The following is a 26,393-nucleotide window of genomic DNA, read 5'->3' as shown; positions in this document are numbered from 1 at the left end:
GTCCGCAACACCCGGGCACCGGAACGGACTTCGACGTCACGGGAACGGGTGCGGCACCCGCCGCAGGTCCTCCTCGCGCAGGGGCGCCGGGACCAGGCCCGCGCGGTGCGGCGCCGTCCGCAGGCGCGGCATGTGGAGGGCACGCTGCCGCATCCAGCCGAAGTCGATGGGCAGCAGTCCGGGGGCGATGGTGGCCACGGTACGCAGGCCCATCCGGCGCTGCTCCGGGGTGGTCTGGTCGACGGCGATGACGTCGCAGCCTGCACCGGCGAGCAGGTCACGCAGGAGGAGCAGGTCGTCTCGGAGATCCCCGGTGCGTGGTCGGCGCTCCTCCCAGCCGGCGAACAGTTCGTCGAGAGCGGCGGCGCGGGGTGGGGCGAGGTAGTTCGCCGCGTGCCGGCGCATCGCGGGCAGTCCGAACAGTGCGGCGTGGTCCGGGAGTCGTGCGACGAGGTCGAAGTCCCGTGCCATGGCAGCGAGTTCGTCGGGCCGTTCGGCGACCTGGCCGGGCAGGTGCGGGATGTAGGTGAGGATCTCGGAGACGGCGGACTCGACGGCCGTCTCCGGGTCGAAGGACGCGCCGGCCGCGAACGCCAGTGTGCCGGGTCCGTCGTCACGGCGGACCGCGAGGCCGGTGACGACGGGGAACGGCAGGTCGACGCGGTTGTCGAAGACGTGGACGTCGTAGCCCTGGAGCGCGGCCCGCGCCACCATGGCCCGCACCTCGGTGCCGTGTACCGAGGCGAGGTCGATCTCGGGCAGGGGCAGGTCGCCGTACCAGCCGAGCAGGAAGGCGTCCCGTTCGACGAGTTCCAGCAGGCCGAAGAAGACGGCTTCCTCCCATGTCCCCCCGGTGGCACAGCCGTTGGAGCACTCGAAGACGAAGTTGTCCTCACGGGTGCCCGCGCTGTAGTAGACGAGCCGGGCCGGGACGAGCACCGGACGTGCGTCGCGCAGCGACCACCCGGTGACCCATGGCAGCGGCCGGGCCGGGTCGAAGGGCTCGACCATCGGGTCCCGCTCGTAGGTTCGCGGTTCGTAGAGTCCGCACAGGCGCGGGTCGAGGGCTCGGTCGCCCAGTTCCTCGAAGGAGGCGGTGACGACCGGGGCACGGTGGCGCCGGTGGGTGCCGGCGTACCGTTCCAGTCCTTCCAGGAACGCCAGGTCACGGCTGCTCGCGTAGGAGTTGGCCTGGCCGCTCCAGGTGACGTCGGTGAGTCCGGCGTAGCCGCGCATGAAGACACTGCCGGCGACCGGCGCGGTCGTGGGCGAGGTGACGTCGATCCAGGTGCCGCCGCCGAGCACCCCGCACACCGGGTTGGCGAGACCCTTGACCGGCAACGGGTAGTCGGCGGGACGGCGCAGCCGGTAGGCGTCGGGACGCGGTTTCGGCCGGGAGGCCGGTGCCGCGGCGGCGGCCTGCGCGGCGGCCTGTCGGGCGGCTTCCTCGGTGAACGGACGGCAGTGCGGGCACATCGGCTCGGGCACCAGCGGGAAGGTGCGCACCCGGAGGGTCTCCAGGTCGAGTTCGGTGATCCGCGGCAGCGCGGCGTCGGCGCCCTCGGCGCTGTGCCGGGCGGCGCCGGAGGCGATGAGGCGATGCAGGGACCACACGGCGTCCACGGTGTGGTCCGGCAGGGCGGGCCAGGGACCGGCCGCGGTGGTCTCCGTACCCGTCTCCAGTGCCTCCCGTTCGGTCCGGGTGCGCAGCCGCTGGCGGCGCATGGCCAGGCAGGTTCCGCAGGCCGGGCCGGTGTCGGGCGCACCGCCCCAGGGGCCGAACAGTACGGCCTGGGCGGTGAGGTGGATGTCGGCCGTGCTCGGATGCGCGGACGGCGAGTCGGGGCGGGCGGCGGCTGCTCCCAGGGGCCCGGGACGGGCGGGCGGGCGACCGAGGACGTCGGCGTCGCCGATGCGGGAGACGCCCGGTGCGGGCAGGCCGACCGCTGCGGCACGGATCGCCAGGCGGGCCTGGAGTTCGGCGCGGGCGGCTTCCAGGGGCGAGGCAGTCGGCGGCGCGGTGGTGGTGGCAGTGGTCATGGCCGGTTGCTCCAGCGAAAGATCCGGGTGGCGATCAGGCCGAAGACCAGGGCGAACACGGCGAGTCCCGCGCAGTCCGCGGCGATGTCACCGAGGTCACCGCGTCCGCCGTAGGCGTCGGTGAGCCCGTCGTTGAGGTAGTGCAGCGGGAGCACCTTGGCGACCGTGCGCAGCCAGCCCGGCATGAGGTCGTCGGGGAAGAACGAGCCGGAGAGAAAGGCCATGGGCACCATGACGATGTTGGCGATGGCCGCGACTGCCTCCGGGGTGTCGGCGATGCTGCCGACGACCAGTCCCATGGTCAGGAAGGCGGTGACCCCCAGGAGCAGCAGCGGAGCCGCCGCCCACCAGGGCCCGTCGAGTCGCAGGCCGAAGAACGGCAGCAGGGCGATGGCGGTGAAGAGCACCGTCTGCACCAGGGCGACGCACAGCGCCACGGTCCAGCGCGAGGCGAGCAGGGTGCGCAGCGGGGTCGGGGTGCGCCAGATGAGGCGGAGCAGGTCGTCCCGGCGCCACTGCATCAGGGCGAAGCCGACGGAGAACACCGCCGCGTTCCCCACGCCCCAGGAGAGCACCCCCGGGGCGATGTAGTTGATGGACGACATGCCGCCGTCGACGTGTTGGCCCTGGAAGATCAGGCCGAAGAGGACCAGGAAGGCGAGCGGGAAGGCGAAGGTGAAGAAGAGCGTCGTCCTGTCGCGGACGCTAGCGGCGTAGGTGGCCCTGGTCAGTGCGGCGTAGGCGCTCAACGGTGGTGCTCCGATCCGGTGCCTGTCAGCGTCAGGTAGGCGTCTTCGAGGGTGGGTGTGCGAACGGTGACCGTGTCGATGTCCACGAGGTCGCCCAGGGCGGTGAGCACGCGGTTGGGGACGGTCGTCTCCAGGACGAGGTCGTCGCCGTGAACGGTCGCCCGGTCCACGCCGTCCAGCCCGAGCGCTGTCTTCGCGGGAAGGCCCGTGGCGGGGACGAGCAGCCGGGCGGGGGCGGCGAGGGAGCGGATGAGGTTGCGTGGGGTGTCGAGCGCGACGACCCGGCCGTCGGCGATGATCGCCACCCGGTCGCAGAGTTCCTCGGCCTCCTCCAAGTAGTGGGTGGTGCAGATGATCGTGCGGCCCTCCGCGCGCAACGAGCGCAGCACGTCCCACAGTTCGCGCCGGGCCTCCGGGTCGAGGGCGGCCGTCGGTTCGTCCAGGAAGATCAGCTCGGGTTCGTGCAGCAGCGCGGTGGCGACGGCGAGACGCTGGCGCTGGCCGCCGGAGAGGTGGTCGACGCGGGCGTTCTCCTTCCCGGTGAGGCTGACGCGCTCCAGTGCGGTGGTCGCGGCGGCCGGGTCCATGCCGTAGAGCGCGGCGACCGTACGCAGGTGTTCGCCGGCGGTGAGGCGGGCGAAGAACGCCGACGCCTGCGTCTGTACCCCGATCCGGGCGAGCAGCGCGGTGTCGCGCGGCCAGGGGGTCCGCCCGAAGACGGTCACGGTCCCGGAGTCGGCCTCGCGCATGCCCCCGACGATCTCCACGAGGGTGGTCTTTCCGGCGCCGTTGGGGCCGAGGATGCCGAAGAACTCACCGTGCCGTACGTCGAGGCTGACGCCGTCCAGAGCCACTGTCTCGCCGTACCGCTTGGTCACGCCGTTCACGGCGACGACCGTTCCGGTGGGGGTCTCGCCGCGAACCGTCACGATGGGGGTGCCGCCGGGGACGGTATCGGTGGGGGTGCCGCCGGGGACGGTGTCGCTGACGGCCGGGCCGGGGACGGCCTCGGTCTTGCTTTCGGGTGTGCTCATCGCCTCTTTCCTCGGGTGGTTCCAGGGGCTCGGGACGTCCGGGAGCGGTCCGGTGCCCGTCGTCGGAGCGGGGTGCCCCGGCGTGGCTGTGGGGGGTGCGGTGCTCGTGTCCGGGGCCTTCGGGGAGGAGGCCGGGGCACGTCCGCCGGGTGGGGCCACGGGCGTGGGCCCACCGGAAGAGGCGGGTGCGGCGCGTCGGGAGCGGCCGAAGGTGCCGAGCGCCCACAGGAGCAGCACGGCGCCGAGCAGGGCGACGGGCAGCCAACCGGCCAGGGTCGCGAGACCGTCCGGCAGGACGGTGCACAGCGCGGCGCCGCAGAGCGCGAGGAGTGCGGCACTCTGTACGGCGGTCAGCAGGGCGAAGCCGCCGTACAGGATCCGGAGCCGGGCGGGGTACGCGGTGAGGCCGGGGCCGCGACGGAAGAGCGCGCGCACCACGACACTTGTGAAGTCCCGGCTGCCGGTGGCCAGTTGGGTGACGCCGAGGGCGTGGCCGAGGGCGCGGTATCCGTCGAGGGGCGGCAGCGGCAACAGGTTGGCCAGGGCGGAGACCACCCCGAGAAGGAGCAGCGCGCCCAGTGCGGGGCGGGCCTGTGCGTGGGCGGGCAGCAGTGCCCACACGGGATAGAAGGGCACCAGGAAGAGCAGGTTGGCGAGCACACCGGCACAGGCGGTGGCGACCTTGCGGCCGCGGCTGCCGAGGAACTGGACGTCCTCCACCGTGCAGTAGAGATAGGTGGCGCCGAGGATCCAGCGCAGCCCGATCTCGGTGACGCGACCGCCCCAGGCCCGTGCTGACAGGCCGTGGGCCAGTTCGTGGAGGGCGAGGCTGCACCACAGGACGCAGCCGACGGCGAGCAGCAGCGCGGGCTGCCGTGCCGTCTCCTCGGTCTGCCGCCACAAGGTTCCCGCCTGGACGCCGACGGCGGTGAGCAGCAGCGCGGCCGCCGTGACGAGCGCGGCCGGCACGCCGGGCCGCCGGGCGGGGGTGGTCGCGTGGTGCAGCCGGTCCATGAACGCGGGAGCGTCGGCGACCAGCCGGGTGCGCCCGGCGAGGATGCCGTTCGGCGGCCGTTCGGCCGCAGGCGCGGCGGGCGGCGCCGCGGCCGTGCCGGTCGATGCGGGGGCGCCGGTCGATGCGGGGGCGCCGGTCCGTGCGGGGGCGCCGGTCCGTGCGGCCGTGCCGGTCGGTGCGGGGGCGCCGTCGAGGAGGTCGCGGCCGTGCAGCAGTCGGAGCATCCTCCCCCACTGGGCCTCGCCGAGGCGGGCGCCGAACTCGCCCGCGTAGGCGTGGCCGATCTCGTCGAGGCTGCGGCTGCCGTCGAGCCGGGCGATGATGAAGTGCTCCTTGGGGCCGACCTCCAGGCGCCGCCCGGTGCGCGGGTCCATCAGCAGATGGATCCGGCCGGTGCCGCGCAGGAGGCTGGGGCCGAACACGACGTCATCGCGCACGCGCGGACGGGCGGCGAGAAACGCGTCGGCGCTCACCCTTCGCCGCCCGGCACCCGGCCGCCGGTCGGCGTACCCCCGGCGGCACTGCCGTCAGCGCTTCCTTCCGCCGGGGCCCCCGCGGGGTTCGGTCTCCCCGCCGCCCCGTCGCGCAGGGCGCGGGCCAGGACGTAGGAGAGGAACGCCTCGTCGCGGATGGTCATGCTCAGCCGGTTGTTGGTCATGTGGAGGTACGGCGAGAGCAGCATCGGCAGCGCGTGGGCGGGGTCGGTGGGGTGTATGTCCCGGCTGCCGTCCCACGCGCGGAAGGTCAGTTCACCTCGCAGGGTCAACTCCTCTGCCCGGTCGCGCAGTTCGGTGCAGTGTTCGGCCCAGCCCCGCAGGAACGCCGGAAGCCGGTCCTGTTCGCCCCGGGCCACCGCGTCCCGGATGCGGCGGAAGCGTTCGGGAAGGCTTGCGCCCATCTCGGTGTAGGCGCGGTCGTACCCCTGGTTCGTGGTGTAGTTCGTCCCGTTGAACGCCCGGTCCCAGAAGGCGTGGTAGCGGTCGAGGAAGGCGAGCAGAGCCTCGTCGTCCTTCAGGAACGTGCCGGACATGACCATCATCAGCTGGGCGGAGAGCCCCAGGAGCACCGTGCGCAGGTGGAGGTTCATGCTGCGCGCGGCCTCGACGACCAGGTCGCTGGAGTGCTGGAAGTGCCACTCGGCGAGTGCGACACCGCCGGGCCCCCCGTACTTGCCGTATTCGGGTTCGTACGGCCGATCCTCGAAGCTGTTGTTGGGGCGTAGCCGCATCCGCCCGTCGGGCCCGAGGAACTCGGCGCGCTGGTCCTCGGTGTACTCCAGGGTGAACAGGGTCTCGTACAGCTCGGCGAGGAAGCCGGCCTTCACCTCGTACAGCGCGGGGCGTTCACGCAGGAAGGCGGCGAGGGCGGCGTGTGCCCGCTCCTGGACGACGGGCGCGTCGGCGGCCCGTCGGGGGCGCAGGCGCAGCCGCAGATGGGGGCCTTCCAGCCAGTAGTTGATGAAGAAGTACCCCGCGAGCAGGCCCTCTTCGGTGAGCTCGTCCACCAGTGGCTTGACGCACTGCAGGAGCAGCGGGCGGGGGCTGGCGGCATAAAAGACGTGCACGGCGAGCCAGTCGCCCGGGACGTCGTCGGCGAGCGGGCCGGTGACCGCGGAGGAAGTGGCGAAAACGGTGGGTGCGGAGGAAGCGGAGGAAGCGGCGGGTGCGGTCATGGGGTTCGGTCCTCTTCGGGCAGGCCGGCCGGGGCGGGCAGCATTTCTACGGCGAGTTCGGCGACGTGCCGTCCGCGCGGTGAGGTCACGTGGAGTTCGCTCTCGCCGGGCAGCATCTCCTCGAAGACGGTGCGGGCCTTCTTTCCGGCCAGGAGGCCCTCGAGGGCGGTGAGGGACAGTGGGCTCTCGAAGTCGACGTACTGGGGTTTGGAGCCGCCGAACCAGCCACCGCTCCCGCCGGAGGTCTCCTCGTGGACGGTGGCGAAGACCTGGGACGGGAGTCCGTGCCGCACGCGCCACCGGTGCCAGGCGAGGTACCACTCGCCGGGGGTGGTGTCCGGTGCGCGGAGCGGGAGGCTGCCGTCGGCCGCCGTCCAGGAACGCCGCTGGAGCACGAGGGAGTGGTGACGGACCCGGGGCCGCCGGGTGACGCCCGCGGTCTCCGGTCCGGCCGGCACACCACGCCACACGTCCGGCACGGACCGGGCGGTCGGCGAGAACAGCAGCAGGGTGCGGGGGATCTCGGGCAGCACCATGGGGACGAGGTAGCCGAGGTAGAGCGGAACGACTTCGCGGTCCAGGCGGCGCGAGCGCAGGACGAGCCGGTCGGTGTCGGCGTCGTGCACGGCGTGGAGGTCGTCGAGGTGGAGCCGGGCCCCTTCCGGGGCGGTGCTGTGCTCACCGGGGCAGACGATCTCGTAGTCCGTCAGCCGGCCGTGGAGGTTGAGGTTGGTGGTGGCGGCACCGGCGGTGATCTCGGCGAAGACCGCCCCGGGCGGAAGCAGTCCGCGCAGTTCCCCGCGCAGCGCGTCCGTCAGGCCGGTGGCCCCGCCCGTACCGTCGAAGCAGTGGGTGAAGCGGGTGAAGGGGAAGCACAGGCCGCCGAAGGAGTCGTTGAGCACGACCAGTGGATCTCCGTCGCGGCGGGCGAGTTGGAGGAAGTGGCTGTGCGGCTGGAAGCCGGGCGCCGCGGTGCCCAGCGCTTCGGCCACCTCGTTCACGACGTCGTCGTCGAGGACGAACTCCTCCGCTTCGGGGCCAAGTTCGGCCCAGCTCGTGCGCATACGCGCGGTCAGGGCCGCACGGGCCCTGTCGACCGCGGCGATCTCCGGCATGCCGAGCCAGTTCTCCTCCGGGGCGTGGCTGCCGTCCGGGAGGCGGTCGTCCTTGGTCGCGGTGAACTGGAGGTACTGCCGGAAGATGTCCTCGTGGAAGTCGTGAACCAGCCGCAGCAGGTCCTCGCACCGCCCGCCGCGCCCGAAGCGGGCGAGGAAGAAGCCTTTGAGAGTGAGCCGTTGGGGCAGGGCCACGTCGAAGGCGGGCAGCACACGGCCGACCGAGCGCAGTGGGCGGGCGGCGAGCGCGGTCCACTCGGCGAGGCCGGCGGTGGTGGTGCCGGCCGACACGTCCTCGTAGACGAGGGTCCGCGGGAGCAGGGGCCGTTCGGCGCCGAGGTCGGCCTGGAGGGCGAGGAGGTCGGCGCGGAGTGTTCCGAGCAGGGCGCGGCGGCCGGGGACGTCCGCCGCCGGATACCTGGTGAGGACGGCGGCGGGACCGTCGAGGCGGGTCGCGAGCTGGTCGGCCCAGGGGCGTTCGAGCGCGCGCAGCGACCGCTGGACGGCGGCGATCGGGTCGCGGTCGTGAACTGCGAGGGAAAGAGTGGGCAGTTGCAGCATGCCGAGGTCGAGCAGGGCTGTGAGGTAGTGTCCGGCCGCCTCGTCGTCGGCATCGGTGGTGGTGGCCAGCCAGCGGGCCAGGTCACTGTGGCGGAGGGTTCCGTCGTGGTCCCGCAGCAGGGCGAGCATCGCGTCCAGGGTGCCCCGGCGGCGGAGGAAGAGGAGCCGGTCCTGGGCGGCGTCGAAGCTGACCGGGGCGCTGTCGTCGCCCGCGGTGACGTCGCGCTGGACGTAACGGATCCGGTCGTCGTCTAGTTTCCATCCGGAGGCGAGGGCCACCGGCAGGTCGGCGCGGCGCCGCGGGTCGGCGGCGACCAGTTCGGCGAGACGGGTGAGCACGACGACGTTGAGCCGGCAGTGCCCGGTCCAGTCGTCGCCGACGTTGGTCGTGGCCGGTGTGCCCTCTTCCGCCGTCGTCCGGAAGCTGCCGAGGGCGACGCCGGTGAGAGTGCTGAAGGGGCTGGTCTTGCACGCGGTGCGGTAGACGTAGGAGAGCAGCGAGCGTTCCATCTTGCGGGTCCGCTTGCCGGGGACCGCGGCGGGGTCGGCTGGGTCGGCGGCGAAAGCGTCGAGCCGTTCCTCGAGCGTGGGCGAGGCGAGCAGCAGCCCTTGGCGCAGCCGGTCGTCCAGGGCCAGTTGGCGCAGGGCGGTGCGGGTGCGGGCGAGCCCGGCCGCGAGGACGGCCTCGCCCTCGGCGTGCAGCCGGTCCCAGCGGACGCGGGCGTCGAGCCAGGCCGTGAGGGCGGCGCCGGTGTCTCCGCCGATGGCGGCGGCCAGGGTGCGGGCCGCCTCGAGGTCGTTCGGCACACGGTTGTTGAAGACGTTGCGGCGCAGCGCGAGCAGACGGCGGCGCAGCGCCGCGTCCTCGGTGGCGCCGACCACGGCGGACAGCGGATCGCTGAGTGCGGCGCCGAGGCCGACGAGGTGGTCCTCCTCGGCGGCGGCCCGGACGGCCCAGTCCGCGGCCTCGGGAGCGCGCAGGGCCGCGACGGTGTCGACGGGCAGCCCCGCGACGCGCAGCATGAAGCGGCCGTGCAGGCCGGCGGAGCCGTCGGCGGTGGTGGTGTCCTGGGCCGGGCTGGTGGCGGTGGGGCTCACGCCCTCCCCCTTTCCTGTGGGGTGTGCTGCGGTCCGCGCGAGGGTCGCCGCGTCGGCCGACGGCCCGCGAGCGCAACGGGGCACCGGTCGGGGACGGGGCCTCGGGTCACGGCGCGACGATGTCGTAGCGGTAGTCGGCGGAGCGGGGACGCTCGTGGCCGATCATCATGATCAGGAGCGGGATCTCGCCCCGCTCGGCGAGCCCGAGTTCCTCCTCGAAGGAGACGCTGTCGAAGCCGAGAGCGACGCCACAGCCGGTTCCGGCCGCGGCGGAGGCGGTGTAGACGGCCTGGGCGACGGCGCCGACGACGGCGTTGACCAGGCGGTAGCCACGGTCGCCGACTGCGTCCAGCACTGCGTGTGTACGGGCCACCGGCACCAGGACGGCCGCGGCCTGCTCCACGTTGTAGTTGGCGAGGAAGTAGTTCTCCTGGAGAAAGGGACCATGGTCCCCCGTTCTCATCACGACCAGCTCGCCGGTGTCCCGGTCGTACTCGTAGAGGCCCGGGGGCACGTCGCGGACATGGTTGACGAAGACGCACAGCCGGGCCAGGGGCGCGCCGCCGGGCGATTCGGTGTCGCTGTCCAGCGTGCCCGCGGCGACCGCGGCCCGCAGCGTGACGGAGAGCCGTGCCGCGTCCAGCGGTTCGGCGGACGTGAACCGGCCGAAGCTGCTTCGGCGTTCGCGCAGCGCACGGCGCACGGTGCACTCCAGCGGCGCGGGCGCCGGAAGCGGCACCCGGTCCCCGGGACCGGCGGGGGCGGCGAGGGCGCCGTCCAGGACGCCGGGCTGGGGCCGGTCGTCGGCGCCGGCCAGGGTGGCGGCGTGGATGCGGCGCAGGGTCGGGAAGGCCAGCAGCCGACGGGACTTCTCGTCGGGCACCCGCCGCACACAGGCGCCGGGCGTCGGCGGTGCGGGCGCCGCCGGAGCGGTGGCGGTCCAGCGCAGGGGTACGACGGCGAACACGCCGTCCTCCTCCGGAGTCAGCCCGAGCAGCCGGCCGAGCCGGGGCTCGTCGAACCAGAGGGCGCTGCCGAGGTGGAGGCCATGTGCGCGGGCCCACATGCGCCAGGTCTGCACGAGGGCACCGATGTCCATCGTCACGGCGTGGTAGCAGAAGCTGTTGTACTTGAAGGAGTTCTGCCAGAACGTCACGCCGAGGACGAGGAACTGGTCGGTCCCCGCGGCTTCTTCCAGGTCGCCGAGGGCCGCGCGGACCTCCGCGCTCACGTCGCCCGACAGGAGCCGGGTGACGCGGTGGTGCGGGGTGTCGTAGTAGTAGACGCCCGGTGTCAGGGGTCCGCTCGCTCCGCTGATCCAGTGGACCCCGATGGGGTAGAGGCCACCGCCGGAGGCGGTCCCCCGGGACCAGTTGGCGTGCGAGTAGAACGGCAGGGAGCCAAGGTCGGTGTTGGCCTGCACGGCGAGGCGGCGCCCGGTCAGGCCGTAGGAGTCCCGGAGCATCGCCCCGAGCAGCGGGAGCGTGAACGCTCCGGTGCCGCTCGGGCCGAACAGGCCCTGGCCGAGGGTCGCGTCCTCGGCGCAGCCGCCGTCCGGCATGGGTACGGACGTCGCGCCGGGGAAGAACTTCCCCTTGCGCGGACGGTCGGACCAGTCCGGGACGAAGTCGGCCGGCTCCATGGGGACCCGGCCCCGCCGCATCACCGCGGTCGCGTACTCATGGGCGTATCCCACGGTCACTCCCTCTTCTGCTCGTGTTCGCACGGGGTGGCCGCCGGGGGTGAGGTTCCCGGCGACGGATGGCAGGTGGCGCGGATGTCAGGGGAAGGGGTGGGGGGCGGGGTTGAGGCCGTCGGGAGCCAGGTCGTCGACACGCAGTCCGGCCTCGCGCAGCGCGGTGCGGACCCTCGGCATCAGGGGGCCGCGTTGCCGGCTCCAGCCGAAGTCGATCGGGATCAGACCGGGCACCAGGACCTTGACCGTGTGGAGGCCCAGGGACCGTTGTTCGGCGGCGGTCTGGTCGACCACCACCACGTCGAATCCCCGCGCCGTCACGGCTCCCACGCACGCCTCCACGTCCTCCCGCAGGTCGGCCGAAGCGGGAGGGGATCCGGGCGAGGAGACCAGTGAGGACAACGGCACCCGGTCCGACTCCTCCCGGCCACGCAGCAGGAAGTCGGTGTACCGGCCCATCTCGGGCAGCCCGTACAGGAGCGGGTGGTCGTGCAGCACGCGCACCTCGCCGAAGTCGTCCGCCATGCGACGCAGTCGGCGCTCCTCGCGCGCGGTGCGCCGTCGGAGGTTGACCGAGTCGGTGGCGATCTCGCAGAGTCCGCCGGCGAGCGCGTCCTCCGGATCGAGGGAGGCGCCCGCGCCGAAACAGAGCAGTCCGGGGCCGCCGTCGACGCGTTCGGCGACCGCGGTCACCACCGGCACCGGGAAGGTGACGCGGGTGTCGAAGAACCGGGCCCGGTAGCCGTACATCGCCAGCCGGTCGACCATGGCACGGGTCGCCGGCCGGGTGCTGCTCGACGGGTCGATCTCGGGCAGCCGGGCCCGGCCGAACCAGGCCAGCAGGAACGCGTCGCGCTCGACGGTCTCCATCAGCCCGTGATAGACGGCCTCGGTCGAACTGCCCCCGGAGGCACAGCCGTTGGAGCTCTCCTGGACGAAGCGCCGCCGCACGCCCCCCGGTGCGTGGTAGTAGGCCGTGATCTCCGGTACCAGGACGGGCCGGTCGTCACGCAGCGACCAGCCCCACACCCACCGCACGGGGCGGTCCGTGGCGAAGCGCGGCGCGTCCGGTTCGGCGGTGTGGAAGGCGTCGGAGTACAGACCGGTGACCCGCGGGTCGACCGCCATGTCGCCCAGGTCGTCGAAGGCGGCGCTCACCACGGTCCGCCTGGCGCGGGCCCGCATCCCGGCGTACCGCTCGAGCCCCTCGAGCAGCCCCACCCGCACGCTCGCACCGTAGGACCCGGTGTGGCCGCCCCAGTAGCACTCCCGCAGGTAGTCGCCCGAGCGCGTGGTGAACGCGCCGACCGTGGAAGCGGTCGAGGCGGACGTCAGGTCGGGAACGACGGAGGGGCCGAGCATCCCCGTGACGGGGTTGGCGAACGCCTCGACCACCAGGTCGTACGCGTGCAGGGGGCGCAGCCGGAAACTGCCCGGCGCGTGCTTGGGGCTGGAGTCGAGAGTGATCCTGGCGGCCTCGGGGGAGTCGTCGGGGCGGGACCCGCAGGACGGGCACTCACCGTCCGGCACCAGCGGGAACCGGGCGACACGCAGCGTCTCCAGGTCCAGCTGCCAGACCCGCGGATGGCGGTCGGGGCGCGGTCGCCCGGCCGCCGCCGCGACGAGGGCGGACAGGGCGTCCACCACGAAGTCGGCCCGCCACGGCGGGGCACCGGTGGCCCGGGTGTCCTCGCCGCGCTCGACGGCGTCCCGCAGGTGTCCGGCCCGTACGGACTGCCAGCGACGGGCCAGACACCTCGGACAGCCGGGGGCGCCGTCCTTGACCGGCGGACCGACCACGGCATGGTGTCCGTACAGCCCGACGGGTACGGCCGCGGGGGTTAAATCCGCCCGCTGGTCGTCCAGTTCGTCGCGCCGGCCGAGTGGGAACACCACGGCCGACGGTGTGCCCGGGTGGCGTCGGGCACGTTCCGCGAGGGCCTTGGTCAGTGCCGCGCACACCTCGTCCCACGGTCCGACGGGCAGCGGTTCCCGTGGCGCGGCCCGGTCGCGCGGGGCGGCCACGGTCTCAGTCGGCACAGTGCTCTCCGCGGGTCAGCAGGACGCGCACAGCGTGCACATGGCCGGTCGCGAGGTCGGGGGCGGGCAGTTCCACCGCGAAGGCGTCCCGGCCGGCGGCGGCGAGGCCGTCGAGCACGGCGGCCCAGGTGGTGCCGGTGTCCGGAAGCGGTACGGCAGTCTCGGCGGCGAGGGTGGAGGCGTCGAGGTCGGGCCACAGCGGGTCACCGGTGTCGGGTCCGTCGGCGGCGTCGCGCAATTGCTCCGCGCCGAGCAGGTCCCGCAGTGCCTCCAGTACGGCGTCGCGGAGCCGCAGGCCGCTGCCGGTCGCCCAGCGCACCGCGCCGGTCTCCGGATCGGTGAGGCGGGCCAGGACGACGGGCAGCAGACCGCCGCCGGCAGCGGTGAGGTCGAGGATCTCCACGGCGGCGCCGAGATTCTCCGCCGAGCGCAGCAGGAAGAGCATCTCGGGACCGGCGGCATCGGCAAGGGAGGCGTGGTCCACCGACGACAGCGCGGCGTCGCGGCGCACGGCTCCGCGCAGCGCGTCGAGGGCGAGCGCGGTGCTCAGGGCGCGGGTGAGCGCGGCCCGCGGGCTGCCGGCGGCGCCGGTGCCGGCCGAGGTCCGCTCGAACAGGCCCAGTGCGTTCCAGCCGCTCAGGGTGCGGACTGCGCCCGCCGGCACCAGCACGGTCCGTCCGTCGGTCAGGGAGAGGGCTTCGCTCCAGTGGGCGACCCGGTCGGCCGGGACGTCGAGACCGCTGGAGAGGGCCAGTTCGGCAGGCGTGACGCGCGTCCACTTGCCGGTGGCTGCCCGCAGGGCGTGGGCGTCGAGGACGCGGGGCGGGACGACATGTTCGGCGTAGACCTCCGCGGCACGAAACAGCGCGGTGAGGCGGGCACCGGCCACGGTGTGGACGTCGGCGGCGGAGATCCGGCGCGTCCGGCCGGGCGCGAGGCCCAGGAGGACGGTGCTGACCTTGAGCGGGGTCTGCTCCCAGTCCTCGTCGGCGAACGCGGTGAAGACGCCGGCCCGCTCGTGGACGAGGACGCTTCGCCGCTCGAGTGCCGCGAGCAGGGTCTTGGCGGCGTCTTCGTCGGCGGCTCCGTCGGCGGGCGGCGCCACGGGCTCGTCGTCCGGGTGGGGCGTACGCAGCATCTCGCCCGGAAGGGCGGCGGGTTCGGCCGCGCCGCTCGCCCCGGCTTCCTCGGCCACGCCCGTCTCCCCGGTCGCGCAGTAGGGGCAGCGGGGGTGCGGAAGCAGCGGCTCGGTCAGCACGTCGAGGGAGTCGAGGTCCTGGACCACGATCTGGTTGCGGGTCTCGGCGGGCAGCGCCTCGGTGGTGAGGCGGAACACCTCGAAGGCGAGGAGGTTGCCGAGCATGCCCGCGAGCGGGCCGGTGAGGTCGGGTGCGGGGGCGCCGAGCGGCGCGGCGGGGCCGACCGAGGCCCACAGTTCCGCGCTGTCCGCGGCGTCGGAGCCGGCGCCGAGCCGCAAGGCGGCGCAGCACCAGCAGCCGGGATCGTCCCGGGTCATCACCGGGCCGACGACGGCCCGATCGCCGAACGTCCAGGCGCCGAGCAGCCGGCGGCCGGCGGGCACACCCTCGGCCAGCAGCCGGAGCAGTTGACGCCGCCCGGTCGCACCGGTGACCAGGACCGTGTCCCAGCCGTCGAGGTCCTGCCAGCCGTACGTCCCGTCGGCGGAGGAAAGGTCCGTGGCGGGCGGGACTTCGGCCGGCGAAGCCGCGGTGGCCGGCGCGGGCAGGCGGACCAGACGGGGGGCGCAACCCGCTTCGGTGAGGGCCGCGGCCTCGGCGTCGAGGTCGGCGGTTCCCTCGACGCCGTGGAGCTCGTGGGACAGCACGTCGTGCGCCGGGTCCGGTTCGGTGACGGCCACCTCGGCGCAACCGTTACGGAGCAGGCCGAGCGCCGCCCACCGGGCCAGGGCGTCGTCGCCCAGGACCGCGACCGGTGTCGAGCGGAAGCGCAGGAACCGGCCGGGCGCGTCGTCCGCGTAGTGGTCGAGGTAGTCGAGCTGATGGGCGAAACGTTTCGCCACCTGGGACGACACGGCGTCCGCCGACGGGACGAGACCGGCGTCCCGGGCGAAACCACGCGCGTAGAGTGCGCGCACGAGTTGGACCACCATGTCGCGCTGCTTGTCCCCCAGACCGGCGCACAGCTCCTCGACCCGGCGTTCGCCGTCGAGATGGGGCACGATCAGCGCGGCGAAGCGGTACGCGGACTGTGTGACGACGTTGAACCCGCCGTGGGCGTTGTGGAAGAGCACCCCGGACGGAGTCCGGGTGAACAGGACGTCCCTGCGGATGCGGGGCCGCGACTGGGCGATCTCCTCGTGGGACGCGGGAGCGTAGGCCATGGGGTGCGTGAACCTCCGGAGTGCGGGGGGACGGTCAGCCGGTGGCCGACGGGGGGAAGTCCGCCGGATCGGGTGGAGCGGCGGCCGGCAGGCTGGTTCCGGCGGCCTGGACGAAGAGCCGGAGCAGGTCGTGGACGCGGTAACGGCCGGGTGGAACCTCTTCCAGCAGCCCCGCGTTGACGAGGGCGCGCAGGACCAAGGTGCCCGGGGCCGCGGGTGAGGCCCGTCCGAGACCCGACGACGCGGCGGCGGGCGGCGGAACGCCCGCAGTCGGCAACCCGGCGCGTCCGCCGGTCGGTTCGCCGCGCAGGACGGCGCCGTGCAGGTCGCGCAGGGCAGGTCCGGGCTCCACGCCCAGTTCCGTCGTGAGGTGCGCGTGGATCCGGCGGTACTCGGCGAGTGCCTCGGCGCGTCGCCCGGAGCGGTACAGGGCCTCGATGAGCAGGGCGGACAGCCCCTCGTGGCCGGGGTCGGACCGGACCGCCTCGCGCGCGTCGGCGACCATCTCCCGGTGCCGCCCCAGGCGCAGTTCACCGTCGAAGACGCGCTCGATCGCGAGGAGCCGCTCCTCGGTCAGCCGGGGCACCAGGTCGCGATGGAGCTCGTCGGAGTGGACGTTGCCGAGAACAGGTCCCTTCCACAGGCGCAGCGCGGTCCGGGCGAGGTGCAGCGCGGACTCGGGGTCTTCGCTGGCACCGGCCCCTCGCAGCAGCTCGCGGAACCGGAGCAGGTCGAGGGTGTCGGCGTCGGCATGGAGCCGGTAGCCGCCCGGGACGGCCTCGATCGCGTGGCCGGCCACACCGTACTTCGCGAAGAGCCGGCGCAGCCGCAGCACACAGGTGTGAAGTGCCGATCGACCGCCGGCCGGTGGCCGGGTTCCCCAGACCACGCGCTGCAGCAGATCGGCGGAGACGACGGCGCCGGGATGCAGCAGCAGGGTGGCGAGCAGGGAAGTGGGCTTGGAGGGTTGCAGCACGACCGTCTCGCGGCCATCGGTGATGGCCAGCAGGCCGAGCACCAGGAACCGGGGGCGACCGGGGACCGCCGCGGCGGTCGTCAGTTCGGGGAGGGCGCCGTCGGGCGCGGGGGCACCGGTCTTCACCACAGCCTTTCGCATCGATCGGTGGGTGGGGTGTTCCACCAAAAGCGTTGCAGGACAACGCATTTGTCCACGTCGGGGATGTGTGACGGGTACAACTGCGTTACCGAGTGGGGAACTTAGATTCGATCAGGCCACCACGTCCAGTGGTTGGCACGAAACAACTGGTTACATGTGCGGCCGCCGGGACTCGGGATGCCCAAGTGCGGGGGTGTGGTTTTGGCGGGTGGTCCGCCAGGGCATACGCTCCGGGAGGAGTGCCGGGGGATCCCCGTACGCCGCACTCAGGGGAGGATCCATGCCGTGGTGGGCGTTGATCCCGGTCGTCTCGATGATCACCGGGCCCGTCGCTCTGTACCTCATGACCCGGCGCAAGCGTCGGCCCGAGGTCTCCGACGAGCGCTACGAAGAGCTCTCGCGGAAGTACACCGCCCTGCTGGAGGACTCCACGTCGGGCGAACTGCCCAACGGCCGCGCCCGGTACCCGGATACGCGGTGAGGGCGTTCGATCCCGCCTTCCAGCGCAATGACTCGGTGCGGCCCAGGTGACGTGAGGTCATATGACGCAAGGTCACGTCAGTCAGGACGACGCCGCCACGAGAACGGCTTCCTACAGCGAGACCTTCCGTTCTTCGGCCCCGATGCCCCGGAGTGTCCACAACCCGTACAGAGCCAGCAGCGGTTTGCCGACCACCCACTCGCCAGGGCGGTACTCATCCGCTCGCACGACCCTCGCGGCAAGATCAGGTCGCTGTCTCCGCAAGTACGCACGGGCCTTCAGCGCGTGCGCCGGTTGGGAGACGATCTTGATGCGGTCGACATCCTCGAGCAGCGGGATCACGTTCGTGATGTTCTCCCATGTCGTCGCGCTCTCGTCCTCGAGAAGCACCGTGCCGTCGAACGCGAGCACCGACCTCGCGTAGTCGGCCATCAACCGGGCCTCCGTGGGCCCGTTGCCGGTCGGACCACCGCTGAAGATCACACGAGTACCTCGCACACCGTCAGCGGAAACGGAGCGGATTCCCGCACGAACTCGCCAGCGGTTGACGAAGTTCGCCGTCGGCTGTGGATTCCGGTAGCCCAACACGACCACGGCTTCGGACGCGCCCATGGCGCTTCCCACGAGAGCTCGAGACCAGTGCCAGTTCAACCACTCGCCCCAGACCAGCGCCGCAGCCCCAACTGCCGCCAACCCTGTCCTTCGTCGCATGCGGCGACTCTAGGGCACCGCGCCGACGGGCAGCCACGGCATCCACCGCCGCCGGGCCCGCGCCCCGAACAGGACCGCTACGATCGGCCGGTCCCCGACACGACGAGGATCCCGGGACGGGAGAGGTGCCATGGCGATGGGCGGACTACGGGACGTGCCGGCCGACTGGACCGACTGCGACGTGGCAGGCTTCGAGCTCGGAAAGGTCCGGGGGGTGTTTCCGGGGGACCAGTCGTTCGGCGGGACCAAGCGGATGTTCTGGATGGACGGTTACCCGCTCGGTGACATGCTCGTCGACGTCCTCGACCGGATGACCGAGGCAGGCGTGCTGCTGAAGAACGAGGACTCGATGTACCGGTGGAACCCCGACGCGCCGAACCTGTCGCTCACGCGGGACGACATCGAGAAGCGCGAGCGCTCGTCCTGAACAGGAGCGCGTGACCGGCGCCCGGGGGGGAGCCGGGGCACTACGGCCCCGGCGGCCTGGAGTGACTGAAGGCGGACCTGAAGCGGCTGCGCCCCGGGACGCCCACGGCCGACAGAAGTGGCGCTTCGACGCCGGGGCCCCGGTACTCGGCGCGCCCCTGGTGGCCGAAGCCCCCGGCCGGGAGCGGGTGTTCCTCTCTGCCGGGCGGAACCTGTTCACGCTCAACGCGGCAAGCGGGGGCGAACTCTGGTCGGTTCCCGGACGCGGCTTCTCCTCGGGCGGGGCCGCTACCGACGGGTACCGGGTCTGCGCCGCCGCGGGCGACGGCTACGCCCGAGCCCACGACGCGGCCACCGGTGAGCAGTTGTGGGCCTTCGCGATGGCCACCGGCACCGAGAATCATGTGACCCTCTACAGCGGCTGGGACAGGGTCGTCGCCGTCGGCGACGGTGTGGTGGTCGTCGGCTCGGTCGCCGGTTCCTGGGAGTCGAACGCCACGACCGGTGCGCTGCTCCGGAAGGTGGCCGCAGCGCGATGTACGCCCCGACCATCGTCCTCGACGACGGATCGGCCCTGTTCACCGCGGAGTTCGGCATCATGTCCCGGTCGACCTGGCGACGGGCAAGGCCCGTCGGCAGACCAATCTGGCGGTGCGTGTCTTCAACGCCGTCGTGGTGGTCGCCGACGGCGTCGTCTGGGCCCAGTCGGCCGACGGCAAGCTGCTGAGGGTGAGGCTACCGGACGGGACCCCGCCGGGCCGACTGCAGCACAGCCTGGCGTGCTCGTCCAGCACTTCGGCGATCGCCGGGGGAACCCTGGTCGTCGGCGGCCAGAACGGAGTCGTCGCGGGCATCGAACTGCGTAACGGCGACCGGACGGCTACGTGTCCGGCCCATCGCCCCGGCAGGGGCGCGGCGGGACACGTACCGTCCCTGACCCCGGACGGCCCGCAGCCGCCTCCGCGCCCCCCGGGCTCGGAACCAGGAAGGCCGCCGACGACTTCAGGGCCGCCCACTTCAAACGGTACGGGCTGACCGGGCGCGTGGGTCCAGGCATCACCCCGGTGGCGCGACCGGTCCCCCTCCGGACGCGCCCCCAGCCGGCCCGCCGCACCACCGCACCACCGCGCGACGTCCGGCGGTTGCCGCGCAGACGGCCCTCGATGCCGTCCTTCGTGCCTCAGCCACGGTCCAGGACATGACTCGGGTCCTGGCGGCGCTCAGGCAGCGAGCTCTCACGGCCGTCCCGCAAAGTCTTCCCGGAGACCCGACGAGCCGGCCGGTCGAGAGCTCTGCCATGATCGTCTGTCTACGAGAGGGGCTGTGATGGCCATCGACGAGCGGCCTGACCCGGTACAGATCATCGCGAGAGTCGGGACGAGCTTCTCCCCGGAGCAGCCCGAGCGAGCGATTCAGGTGTGGATGCATCTCGCCGCGAAGGCCGGTTGGGCTGTCAGCCGCGTCGACGAGGCTTCCGTCGACCTGGACTCCGGCGAGTGCGGGATCGTCGACGTGGAAGGCCTGCGATACCTGGTGCGTCGGGGCCGAAGGGTACGTACGACTCTCTATGACGACAGCGGAGGAAAGCTTACCCGGCGACCGATCTTCGGCTTCGCCGCATGGGCGGAACCCGTGCTTTCCGCGGACAGCATCATCCCCTGAGACTGGCCGACGGGTCTGGCGCCGCATCTGGGACGATCTCGCTGTGGCTGGTGTGGTCTCAGTGTCGGAACCGTCCTGATCCGGTGAATGGCATCACACGCTGTGGAGCCGCTGGGGAAACCGGTGAACTCAACGACGATGATTTGACGCGTCAGGGCCCAGAGGTGTCTGGACAGTCCCCTTCACGAGCTGATCCCGCCGCGGGCACTCGGGAAGCTGCTCACCCAGCTGCGACGGTTAGGGGGGCGATTCGGCAGGTCCAACTGGCACACCGACCCGCCCCGGTGGCAGCTCGCCCCACCGTTTCGCAGCGCCGGCGCTGGTGCGGTGCCCGCGGCTCTTCTGATCAACCACGGCCTGTGAAGGCAGAACATTTCGATCCTCTCCGAAATGATTGACGCTTCCGAACTCCCCGGAAAATGATTCCTCCCCAGGTGGACCCGGAGCGCGCATGAGTACTGAATGGCGCGCTATGGACCGGCGTGAAGACTCACAACGCACGACCACCGACGACGGGTTGGCACAGAAGCGTGGGGAGAAGCTCGTGACCGAGTGGATATTGGCATTCGACGCCGACTGCCGATTATGCGAAGAAGTGGTGGATCGGGTTCGCGTGTCCGTCGACGGTGCGTTGACCACCGCGGGCCTCACGGAACCCCGTATCCGCGGTCTGCGCGCACGTGCCCTGGGGGACGGGGCCGAGTGGGCCCCGACCCTGTTGGCGGTCAGCGGCGACCGGGTGCGGGCCTGGACCGGAACCGCGCTGTCCCTCCGCCTGGCGCGGCTGCTGGGGCCGTCGGCCTCGCTGCGGGTGGTGCGTGCGCTCCGCGACCTCGATGTGCTGCGGCCGCCGAGCCGTCGAGGAATTCTCCGGGCCGTGCCGGGGCTGGCCTTGGGAACGTTTCTGGTCACCGGCGGCCTGGCGGCCTCGCCCGCGCAGGCTGTGACCCGCTCCAAGGGCAGTAAGGCGGCACGATGGGTGAAGGCAAACCTCGACCGACTGCCCTCCGGCTACTCCGAGTTCGCCTCCTACCCCGCGGACTACCGGCGCGCCGTCTACGGCGCGCTGTCCGCCTCGGCTCGGAGTGATCTGTGGGTGGCGCACTTCGCGAACTACCGGAAGACACACTCCGGTCTGTCGGCCGAGCAGTCCGCCGTCCTGGACGACGCGACGCGGCTGGCACCACAGATCATCGTGGGGCGCCGGCAGGAAGCGGCCGTCCAAGAGCTGGAGACGGCGGTCGTGGCGGCGTTCGGCGAGAGCGGGGCGCGGGCGATTCTCATGGCGCTGGGCCCTGCCGACACGCGAGGCGCGACGCCTCGGAGCGATCAGAGCGTCCAGGTCATGGACTGCAACTCCCAGTGCGCGGGGACCGGAAGCTGCGACATGGTGTGCTACGCCTCACCGTGGTGGTGCAACTGGACCGATTACGGCTGCGGTCCACTGTGGCTGGGACCGTGCAGCGGCGTCTGCGCCCCCTGACGCCACCCCTGCCCGGCCCTCATGCCGTCCTACATACGGCGGGAGTGGTCGGAGTTGGCGGCAATGGACGAAGGCGGGCCAGGACTTCCGGGAACCGAACGGGCCGCCCGAGTCATCGAAGACCCGCGGGATCGCTTCGGCCGGCTTCCCGCCCCGCACACTCACGCCGCACACTCCCGCGTCGCTCAGGTCCCGCCCCCTCGGCACGGTTCTCAGCCGAAGGTGTCGCACCGGCTGACACTGCCGGAGCTGTATCCGGTCGAGAACCATTGCCGGCGCTGGCTCGCGGAGCCATGGGTCCAGGTATCGGGCGTGACCTTGCCCTGGTACCGCTGCTGGATACGGTCGTCACCGACGGCGGCGGCCGCGTCCAGCCCGCGGTTGATGTCGTCCTGGGTCAGCTCGGTGATCAGTGGTTTTCCGCTCTTGGGGTCGGGGGTGGTGGTGGCGTGGTGGGCCCACACGCCGGCGTAGCAGTCCGCCTGGAGTTCCAGTTTCACCGAGCCGCTGTTGCGGCCCTGTCCACTGCCCCGGGAGATCGTGCCGCTGAGGTCCTGGATGTGGTGCCCGTATTCGTGGGCGATGACGTAGGCCTCGGCGAAGGGACCGCCCTTGGCACCGAACTTGCTGCTCAGGTCGTTGAAGAAGCCAAGGTCGAGATAGACCTTGTCATCGGCGGAGCAGTAGAAGGGGCCGACGTCGGAAGTGGCGTTCCCGCAGCCGGTGTTCACGCTGCTGGTGAACAGGAACGTCGGGGCCTGCTCGTAGGACTTTCCGGCGGCGGTCTCGGTCTTTTTCCAGAACGCCTGGACGCTGTCGACCACAGCGACGATCCTGCATTCCTCCTTGCGGTTGGCGTCCGCGCCGGTCCGGCAGTCGGCCGCCAGGTCACCGGCGGACGTACCCGCTCCCCTACCGGCGCCCGGCGAGCCGGCGGTGCCGTCCGAGCCGAACAGGCCCGGATCCACCCCGAAGACCACCGACACGACCAACACCAGGAGCCCGACCACGCCACCACCGACGGTCTTCCCACCGCCCGGGATACCGCCCAGCGCCCCACCACGATTGTCCTGCACCTCGGACGTGTCCAGGGCAGCGTCGTCGTCGAATTCCATTCGCAGACTTTCCCCTCGAGCAGCGCGTCGGTCCGCCCCGCGTCATGACGCCCGCCTACCCCGGGCAAGGCGGTTCACATCCGGCATGCCGCGATGGATGTACGCCGTCGAAGGACACGTTCTGGTGGGCGAGCAAGCCGACCTTTCGTTCCTCCAGCGCGGACCGCACCGTCAGGTTGCCGCCGTTGACCTCTTCCCTGGGGCATGTCGCGAAAGCCCCCAGCGACCCGCCGACGCGGTGCCCGGTGACGAGAAGCCGGCGATCATACGGGCCACCGGATCCGGCTCGGTCGCGAAAACGGTGTCCTCGTCCAGGCAACGGCTCGACACTGGCCGGGATCGCGCGTCCACGCACGCGGAACGTACAACTCGCGGTCCCCCACCGGCACGCACACGCACACGCACAGAGCAACAGCCCGCGCTCAGCGGATGCTTCCCTATCCGGCCGGGTGGGTCGGCACGCGCGGCGGGTCCTCTGTCTCCCGGTGGGCGGCGGCCGGGCGGAAGCATGCGGTCACGGTCTTGCCGTGCCGCTGGCACTTCATGCTCCAGTCGTCGGCGAGGGCGCGTACGATGCCCACGCCCCGTCCGGACGTCGCACCGGCCTCCGGATCGCGCTGCCGGGGCAGGGTGGGGTCCTCGTCGTGGACGCTCACGTGCAGGCAGTCACCGTCCCAGGTGAGGACGAGATGGGCGTCGCTCTGGGCGTGGACGTGGGCGTTGGTGAGCAGTTCGGACACGCAGAGGACGACCGCGTCCGCCGTGTCGGGTGCTTCGGCGGCCCAGGGCAGGGCCCTGAGATGGTCGCGTGTCCAGTGCCGTCCGGCCCGTACGCCTCCCGACACCGCGAACGAGTGTGCCCAGCCCATGGCCTTGACTGCCACTGTGTCCTCACTCCCCTTGCCGTTGTCCGCCTGGCTCCCCGCGAGGGCCGGGTACCCCGGGCCCGTGCGGGCAGACGTCCCGGTCACGCCGACCGGTCGTCCTGCGCACGCACGACCACCGCGTTCGTCCGGCCCTCAGCACCGCGCCCACGCGCCCCCCGGACGGGAGCGGCGCGGGCGCGGCCTGCAGCCTCGAAGCCGTGGATATCTGTCGTTCCGGCCGGGTCAGCCGACGTGCCAGAAGACACTGCCGCCGTTGTTCGCGGCGACGACGAACATCACCACCATCAGCAGGAGGTCGGCCACACCCAGGCCGATGTCCCACTTGGGCATCGCACTCCCGGTCTGACGCAGCGCGACGGCGCCGAAGACGATCGCCAGGGGTCCCAGGATGATCGGCAGGATGAACAGGCCGACGATGCCGCAGACCAGTCCCGCGACCGCCAGACCGCTGGTCCGGCTCGTCCGCTGCGCACCGCTTCCGCTGTAGCTCGCCATAACTCTTCTCCCGAAATGTCGCCTTGAGTTGCCTCTGACCTTTCAGTCACTTTCGGGTTACCCGTGATCGATGGGTCATGCCCGCCCGTCGCCACCAATGCCCCTCGCCTCGCGGGTAGTTGAGCAAGACTGAACGCCGGGAGGGTCGGCATGACGGCGGGGCGGGCCGCCGTTGTACCGCCGGACCCGCTCAAGACCTTCACACCTTCGTGGCCCCACCGCGACGCGTTCGCGTGCATCGACCACGTAAGATCATTGAGTCGTCAAGCAAATCACCCGTGGCGTCCGTCGCCTCGGGGTGCCTTCGTCATGGGCCGGCGGCCCGCACGGCAACGTGGCCGGTGCGGGCCGCTCAGGCCCTGATCTGCGACGACGGCCCTCCGGAGGCAGTGAGACCGGCCGGGTCGCACGCACGGGAGCAGGTTCGGGAGTAGATGACCGGTCGGATAGCCCACCGGTGATCAAGGCAAGTCCCCCGACATGCATGGTCCCCGGCTGCGACCAGGTCAGCGGAGTGCTCGACGACCTTCCACTTCTGAGCTCCGTAAAGGATCAGCACCTTGCACAAGAGAAAGACACGGCGGCGGCGTGTGACGCTCGCGATCGCGATGGGCGCGGTCGCCGCGGGCGGCCTCGCCGTCCTGCCGATCAACGCGCTCGCCGACACGACGAGCGGCACCTCAGGCGCCGCGAACAGCGCCCGGCAGCAGGACTTCACCTCGGCCGCAGCCGAGTACCACGTCCCTTCGAGCGTCCTGCTCGGCCTGGCGTACCAGGAGTCGGCCTGGGAGTCGCACGGCGCGCAGGCCAGTGCCGACGGCGGTTACGGGCCCATGCACCTCACCGACGTGACCCCGGCCATGATGGCCTCCGGCGGCGCGGGCGCCGTCGGGCGCGGCGATCTGAAGTCGATGGCCGCGAATCCGGCGCTGCACACCCTGCAGGCCGCCGCGAAGCTGACCGGCCTGTCCGAGGACGCGCTGCGCGAGGACCCCGCGGCGAACATCCGCGGTGGCGCGGCCCTGCTGGCCTCGTACGAGAAGCAGGTGGCCGGAAGCATGCCGTCGGACGCCGCCCAGTGGTACGGCGCGGTCGCCCGCTACAGCCAGTCGACGCAGAAGCCGGGCGCGACGGGCTTCGCCGACCGCGTGTTCGCCACCATCCGTGGCGGCGCCGGCGTCACCACCGAGGACGGCCGGCGGATCCGGCTCGACGCCGCCCCCTCAGTGAGCCCCGCCACCGCGCAGGTGGACCGGCTGCGCCTCAAGGCCGCCGCGACCACCGACACGGAGTGCCCGCCGGCCGTGCCGTGCACCTTCGTGCCCGGCTCCCCGGCCGGCCTGCAGGTGTCGAACCGCCCCGCCAACGGCATCAAGATCGACACCATCGTCATCCACGACATGGAGGGCACGTACGACTCCGGCGTGGCCGGTCTCGCCAACCCGTCGAACAGCGTGTCGACGAACTACGTCATGCGGTCCTCGGACGGCGCGGTGACGCAGATGGTGCCCACGAAGGACATCGCGTTCCACGCGGGCAACTACTCCTCGAACCTGCACTCGATCGGCATCGAGCACGAGGGCTACGCCGCACAGGGCGCCACCTGGTACACCGAGGCGCAGTACGAGTCCACGGCCTACCTCGTGCAGTACCTTGCCCACCGATTCGACATACCGCTGGACCGTCAGCACATCCTGGGTCACGACGACGTCGCCGGGCCGAGCCTGGCCGGTGTCCGCGCGCAGCACTGGGACCCGGGACCGAGCTGGGACTGGGACCACTTCATGAGCCTGCTCGGCCGCCCCCTCAGCGGCCTGCGCGGCAACGCGCCCGTGGGCTCGGTCGTGACCATCGATCCCGCCTTCGACTCCAACCTGCAGACCGTCCAGGTGTGCCCGATCGACGACCCGACCGGTGCGACGACCGCGTGCACGGACCGGCAGCAGGCGTCGAACTTCGTCTTCCTGCGCACCGCGCCTGACGCATCCGCTCCGCTCTTCGGTGACCAGGCGATCCACGGCACGGCCGCGGGCACGGACAAGATCAGCGACTGGGGCAGCACCGCGCAGACCGGCCAGCAGTTCGTCGTCGCCGACCAGCAGGACGACTGGACGGCGATCTGGTTCAGCGGCGCGAAAGTGTGGTTCTACAACCCGGGCGGCCAGAACACCAAGCAGGCCTACGGTGTGAAGACCATCTCCGCCGCGGGCAGCACCCCGGTGGCCGTCTACGGGTCGAGCTACCCGGACGCGTCGGAGTACCCGGCCGGCCTGGGCGCCTCGACGCAGGCCCCGATCAGCGGGTACAGCCTCCCGGCGGGCCAGGCGTACGTCGCCACCCAGCCGCCGAGCGCGACGGTGGACTACTTCAAGTCCAGCGGAACGGTCGTCACCGGCGCGAAGACGCAGTACACGATCCAGTACAACCACCGCGTGGCGCTGGTGTACTCGGGCGACGTGACCGCGACTCCCGTGACCAAACACTGGGAGGACGGCGGCGCGAAGCGCTGAAGCGCGGCCAAGCAGGCGGCCACGGGCGCGAGTTGTCGCGAGGCGGGGCCGCCCGGGGGGGGGGGCCCCGCCCGGGGGCCGCCGGGGTGAGGGGGGGGCCGGTAGGGTTAGGGAGGGCACAGGC

At 72.2% G+C, this 26,393-nt stretch carries 19 protein-coding genes and 1 pseudogene; 7 read left to right on the top strand and 13 right to left on the bottom strand.

Annotated elements, in window-relative coordinates; all coding sequences use genetic code 11:
• Window positions 1-36 precede the first annotated feature (36 nt).
• The 9 genes from ACFVTC_RS02680 to ACFVTC_RS02640 all read right to left on the bottom strand — a co-directional run bounded on the left by ACFVTC_RS02680 (window position 37) and on the right by ACFVTC_RS02640 (window position 16,499).
• Window positions 37-2,040: a TOMM precursor leader peptide-binding protein gene (locus tag ACFVTC_RS02680; protein ID WP_390123174.1), complete on the bottom strand. Its 2,004-nt coding sequence runs from the start codon at window positions 2,038-2,040 to the stop codon at window positions 37-39.
• Window positions 2,037-2,789, bottom strand: coding sequence for an ABC transporter permease (locus ACFVTC_RS02675; protein ID WP_390123172.1), 753 nt, complete (start codon window positions 2,787-2,789; stop codon window positions 2,037-2,039). Before ACFVTC_RS02675 ends, ACFVTC_RS02680 begins: the two co-directional genes overlap by 4 nt.
• Window positions 2,786-3,721: an ABC transporter ATP-binding protein gene (locus tag ACFVTC_RS02670; protein WP_390123750.1), complete on the bottom strand. Its 936-nt coding sequence runs from the start codon at window positions 3,719-3,721 to the stop codon at window positions 2,786-2,788. Before ACFVTC_RS02670 ends, ACFVTC_RS02675 begins: the two co-directional genes overlap by 4 nt.
• A gap of 1,586 nt (window positions 3,722-5,307) precedes the next feature.
• A complete protein-coding gene (locus ACFVTC_RS02665; RefSeq protein WP_390123170.1) occupies window positions 5,308-6,510 on the bottom strand; it encodes a lantibiotic dehydratase C-terminal domain-containing protein in 1,203 nt (400 codons plus the stop codon).
• Window positions 6,507-9,284 (bottom strand): lantibiotic dehydratase, encoded by a 2,778-nt coding sequence (locus ACFVTC_RS02660; protein WP_390123168.1) that lies wholly within the window; start codon window positions 9,282-9,284, stop codon window positions 6,507-6,509. The genes ACFVTC_RS02665 and ACFVTC_RS02660 overlap by 4 nt, the downstream gene beginning before the upstream one ends.
• Window positions 9,285-9,390: 106 nt before the next feature.
• Window positions 9,391-10,980: a nitroreductase family protein gene (locus ACFVTC_RS02655; RefSeq protein WP_390123166.1), complete on the bottom strand. Its 1,590-nt coding sequence runs from the start codon at window positions 10,978-10,980 to the stop codon at window positions 9,391-9,393.
• Window positions 10,981-11,064: 84 nt separating this feature from the next.
• Window positions 11,065-13,020, bottom strand: a complete 1,956-nt coding sequence (locus ACFVTC_RS02650; protein ID WP_390123164.1) for a TOMM precursor leader peptide-binding protein — start codon at window positions 13,018-13,020, stop codon at window positions 11,065-11,067.
• The gene (locus ACFVTC_RS02645; RefSeq protein ID WP_390123162.1) at window positions 13,010-15,382 is read right to left on the bottom strand and encodes a TOMM precursor leader peptide-binding protein; all 2,373 of its coding nucleotides are present in this window, start codon (window positions 15,380-15,382) and stop codon (window positions 13,010-13,012) included. Before ACFVTC_RS02645 ends, ACFVTC_RS02650 begins: the two co-directional genes overlap by 11 nt.
• A 34-nt stretch (window positions 15,383-15,416) precedes the next feature.
• Window positions 15,417-16,499, bottom strand: coding sequence for a BTAD domain-containing putative transcriptional regulator (locus ACFVTC_RS02640; RefSeq protein WP_390123160.1), 1,083 nt, complete (start codon window positions 16,497-16,499; stop codon window positions 15,417-15,419).
• 280 nt (window positions 16,500-16,779) lie between these two features.
• On the opposite strand from ACFVTC_RS02640, the gene ACFVTC_RS02635 reads away from it, so the two are divergent.
• Window positions 16,780-16,980 carry a hypothetical protein gene (locus ACFVTC_RS02635; RefSeq protein ID WP_168526585.1) on the top strand — a complete coding sequence of 67 codons (201 nt, stop codon included), beginning with the start codon at window positions 16,780-16,782 and terminating at the stop codon, window positions 16,978-16,980.
• Window positions 16,981-17,091: 111 nt separating this feature from the next.
• Here the strand turns inward: ACFVTC_RS02635 and ACFVTC_RS02630 are convergent, their stop codons facing one another.
• Entirely contained in the window at window positions 17,092-17,691 is a 600-nt protein-coding gene (locus ACFVTC_RS02630) for a YdcF family protein (RefSeq protein ID WP_390123158.1), read from the bottom strand.
• Window positions 17,692-17,827: 136 nt separating this feature from the next.
• Here ACFVTC_RS02630 and ACFVTC_RS02625 point away from each other — a divergent pair, with 136 nt between their 5' ends.
• The 5 genes and pseudogenes from ACFVTC_RS02625 (at window position 17,828) to ACFVTC_RS02605 (ending at window position 21,262) form a co-directional block, all read left to right on the top strand.
• The gene (locus ACFVTC_RS02625) at window positions 17,828-18,118 is read left to right on the top strand and encodes a hypothetical protein (RefSeq protein ID WP_390123156.1); all 291 of its coding nucleotides are present in this window, start codon (window positions 17,828-17,830) and stop codon (window positions 18,116-18,118) included.
• A gap of 10 nt (window positions 18,119-18,128) precedes the next feature.
• A pseudogene (locus tag ACFVTC_RS02620) lies at window positions 18,129-18,371 on the top strand (hypothetical protein); the annotation flags it as partial.
• A gap of 196 nt (window positions 18,372-18,567) precedes the next feature.
• Window positions 18,568-19,152 (top strand): PQQ-binding-like beta-propeller repeat protein, encoded by a 585-nt coding sequence (locus tag ACFVTC_RS02615; RefSeq protein ID WP_390123154.1) that lies wholly within the window; start codon window positions 18,568-18,570, stop codon window positions 19,150-19,152.
• Between the two features lie 291 nt (window positions 19,153-19,443).
• On the top strand, window positions 19,444-19,779 hold the full coding sequence (locus ACFVTC_RS02610; protein ID WP_390123152.1) for a hypothetical protein: 336 nt from the start codon (window positions 19,444-19,446) through the stop codon (window positions 19,777-19,779).
• Window positions 19,780-20,392: 613 nt separating this feature from the next.
• A complete protein-coding gene (locus ACFVTC_RS02605; RefSeq protein WP_390123151.1) occupies window positions 20,393-21,262 on the top strand; it encodes a bacteriocin fulvocin C-related protein in 870 nt (289 codons plus the stop codon).
• A gap of 212 nt (window positions 21,263-21,474) precedes the next feature.
• Here ACFVTC_RS02605 and ACFVTC_RS02600 read toward each other — a convergent pair whose 3' ends face one another.
• From ACFVTC_RS02600 to ACFVTC_RS02590, 3 genes are all read right to left on the bottom strand, one after another.
• Entirely contained in the window at window positions 21,475-22,377 is a 903-nt protein-coding gene (locus ACFVTC_RS02600; protein WP_390123149.1) for a neutral zinc metallopeptidase, read from the bottom strand.
• Between the two features lie 437 nt (window positions 22,378-22,814).
• Entirely contained in the window at window positions 22,815-23,261 is a 447-nt protein-coding gene (locus ACFVTC_RS02595; RefSeq protein WP_390123748.1) for an ATP-binding protein, read from the bottom strand.
• A 225-nt stretch (window positions 23,262-23,486) separates the two neighbouring features.
• The gene (locus ACFVTC_RS02590) at window positions 23,487-23,759 is read right to left on the bottom strand and encodes a hypothetical protein (RefSeq protein ID WP_390123147.1); all 273 of its coding nucleotides are present in this window, start codon (window positions 23,757-23,759) and stop codon (window positions 23,487-23,489) included.
• 560 nt (window positions 23,760-24,319) lie between these two features.
• Here ACFVTC_RS02590 and ACFVTC_RS02585 point away from each other — a divergent pair.
• On the top strand, window positions 24,320-26,269 hold the full coding sequence (locus ACFVTC_RS02585) for an N-acetylmuramoyl-L-alanine amidase (RefSeq protein WP_390123145.1): 1,950 nt from the start codon (window positions 24,320-24,322) through the stop codon (window positions 26,267-26,269).
• Window positions 26,270-26,393 lie beyond the last annotated feature (124 nt).

The sequence above is a fragment of the Streptomyces sp. NPDC057950 genome, assembly GCF_042887295.1.
GTDB classification, from domain to species: Bacteria; Actinomycetota; Actinomycetes; order Streptomycetales; family Streptomycetaceae; genus Streptomyces; species Streptomyces kaempferi.
This window is presented reverse-complemented; position numbering and strand designations above follow the sequence as displayed.